A 3,293-nucleotide genomic window follows, 5' to 3' on the forward strand; every position below is an offset into this window, starting at 1 on the left:
GACGGTACCATGTACTCCGGCAGACTACGCTTCAAATGCGAACGCAATTCAGATGCGTCGAACGCTCCGCTGCTCACCACGTACGCACACAGGTAAGCTTCGTCCCGCTCGTCTTTCCGAGCGACGACCACTGCTCCCTTCACGTCTGCGTGCTGCAGCAGACCGTGCACGATTTCGCCTGTCTCGATCCGATACCCCCGGATTTTCACTTGCTCGTCGATCCGGCCCATGTACTCCAGGTTCCCGTCCGGCAGCCATCTTACCAAGTCTCCGGTCCGGTACATCCGCTCGCTAGGTTCAAACGGGTTGTCCATAAACTTCTCCGCCGTTAGCTCCGGACGGTTCAAGTATCCACGCGCCAAGCCGTCTCCTGCGATGCACAGCTCCCCCGGTACCCCAATAGGCGCTAGCTTGTTCGAACGGTCGATGACATACGTGCGAACGTTCGGCAGCGGTTTACCGATTCCAACCTTCTCCGTATGCGGAGTAACCGCCTCTTGCGTCGCGTAAATCGTGGCCTCCGTCGGCCCGTAAATGTTCTCGATTCGGGCGTGCGGCCACTGCTGGCAAGCCCGCCGAGCCATCTCCGTCGGGAACGCTTCGCCCGCGATAAACAGATATTGCAACGATCGAACGGCTCCCCCGCTCGTTTTTGCCTCCGCCATGAACAGCTGCAGCATGGAAGGAACAAAGTTGATGTGCGTCACCTGGTTATTATCAATGACCTGGAGCAGCTCCCGTGGATCTCTCTCCGCGCCCGGTGCCGCCACGACAACTTTCCCTCCGCCCGGTATCCATCCGAACAGTTCCGTTAATGACACGTCAAACGTATAGCCCGTCTTCAACAAATAAGCTTCTTCTTCCCCGCAAGGATATTTGTTGTGCAGCGCAACCATCATGTTTGTTAAACCACCGTGCTCAACCATGACCCCTTTCGGCTGTCCCGTCGATCCCGACGTATAGATCACGTACGCCAGATCCATCGGACCACTTGCTGCTGGCAAGTTCGACGTCTCGCCCGCATACAGCGACGCGTCCGCCAGGTTCAGCACGGTTCCTTCGTATTCTTGTGGCACTTCTGCGTCACCGTATACGAGCAGAAGATCGGCCTTGCTGTCTTCCAGCATGTACGCGATCCGCTCAGAAGGGTACGCCGGGTCCATTGGTAAGTACGCACCGCCGGCCTTTAGGATCGCGAGAATCCCCACGATCATCTCGACCGAACGCTCCGCCATAATTCCCACGATCTCGTCGGTTCCTACGTCTCGTGCCCGCAATGCATACGCCAGTTGGTTCGCCTTCGCGTTCAGCTCCCCATACGTCAACCGTTCAGACTCGAATACGACCGCCAACGATTCCGGCGTCCGCTCCGCTCGCTCCTCAAACAACGCGTGAATCGTTTTGTCCTTCGGATACTCCGCCTTCGTGTCGTTGAAGGTATGTAACAGATTCCTCTTCTCTTCTTCGCCGAGGAGTTCGATGCTTTCAATCACCCGCGTCGAATCGGCTGTCATCGCGTGGATCGTTCGTTCAAAAAACGAAAAGAGCTTACGGACGACATCTTCGTGGTAAGACGAACGGATGATAACACTCAATTGATTGAATGTAACGGATATACTGAAGTCCATTTTCGTATTCGTGCGCTCAAAACTTAATTTCCCCAATGCCTCGGGAATCAACGATTCTTCGCTTATGGACTCATAAATGTGAAAGTCGACATAATTAAACAAAATGTCAAAGAAAGGATTGCCGCTTTCGGACTTTTCTCCCGTCGCATTCATGATTTCCCGAAGTGGAAGCCTTCCGTGATTTTTCATCTCCATGCAAGCGGCATGAACTTTCTGAACCCACTGGCGCCAAGTCATTTGCCTATCGATTTTGATTTGCACCGGCACGGTATTCAGAAAACAACCCAGCACTTTATCGCCATCTTCGCGAACGGGACGCAGGTTTTCAACGAGACCAGTCAAGACTTCGTTTTCATAGCTGAACAAGGAAAGACTGTACACGTACGCCGAAAAACAAATGGAACGTAAGTGAGCGCTGCTGCTGCTCGCCAAAAGCTTAAGCTTATCGAGCACATCGCGATCAAAGAAATGCGTAAACGTCACATGTTCGCCGTGATGCTCCTTACCGGATAACGATTTAGGAAACTCTAACCGTTTATACCCTCTCAATTCATCCTGCCAGTATTTTCGAACGTCCGGCTGATCTTTTACCGCGGTTTGCTCGATAACAAAATCTTTATACGTGCTCTTCAAAGCTGGCTCTGCATTCCACGCGTATTCTCCACTCTTCATCATCCTATAGACGTTCAGCAACTCTGTCATGAACGACGCGACGCTCCATCCGTCCAAGATTGCATGATGGAAAATCCAGCTCAAATACAGGCGGCCTCCGCCGAGGTAAAAGACCTGCATCCGCCAAAGAGGTGCCGTCCCGATGTTAAACGGACGCTTGCGATCTTCCACCAGCCAGCGCTTCACATATTCGTCTTGATCGTTCCCGTCCAAGGCGGATAAATCATCCAGTCCGATACGAGCCTCCACGTGTTTACGCACAATTTGAATGGGTTGTGCGGCTACTTCTAGGTAAAAATCGGTTCTCAGGATCGGGTGCTTGGCAATCATGAATCGCAAGGAGTCCTGCAATCTTTCCAATTTAAACTGCTCGTCTTTAAGCCCATATACGAACTGATCATGATATAACGCTTCCTCGGATTGCATGAAAGTATGGAAAACCATCCCTTGCTCGATATCGCTCATCGGATAGAAATCTTCGGCTTCACCCGCCAGCGCTACGGGGCCGGACAAGATTTGGTCCTGCAGTTTCTCCATATCGGCCCCCAACGCTTGCTCCACAGCTCTGAGATCCAATTGATCGCTCATGGTAAGATTCGTCAAGAAGGACTCGATCATCGGATATTGGTACAGATGATGAAGGTCCGTTTTTTGCCCAATCACTTGTTCCATCCTTGCAATCAAACGAAGAGCTCGAATTGAATCGCCGCCCAGCTGGAAAAAATCGTCCTGAATGCCCACCGGCTGCGAAAGACCTAGCACGTCCTGCCAAATCTCCGCCAGCTTCGCTTCCATCTCGCTTCGCGGCGCGACGTATTCGCTTCCTGCCTGCATCAGATCTTGCGGCTCCGGCAGCGCCTTCCGGTCTACCTTGCCATTGGCCGTCAGTGGAATCCGTTCCACTTCCACCAAGTACGACGGTACCATGTACTCCGGCATGTAGGCCTTCAAATGCGAACGCAATTCGGAGGCATTGAATGCTCCCACGCTCAC

At 52.7% G+C, this 3,293-nt stretch carries 1 protein-coding gene and 1 pseudogene; both read right to left on the reverse strand.

Annotated elements, in window-relative coordinates; all coding sequences use genetic code 11:
• A partial coding sequence (locus tag AC1TPB_RS24610) for a non-ribosomal peptide synthetase (RefSeq protein WP_482078909.1) occupies nucleotides 1–2,837 on the reverse strand: 2,837 nt, incomplete at its 3' end.
• Nucleotides 2,838–2,963: 126 nt separating this feature from the next.
• Nucleotides 2,964–3,239, reverse strand: a pseudogene (locus AC1TPB_RS24615) (phosphopantetheine-binding protein); the annotation flags it as partial.
• Between the last annotated feature and the right edge of the window lie 54 nt (nucleotides 3,240–3,293).

This window comes from Paenibacillus sp. Y951 (genome assembly GCF_056786395.1).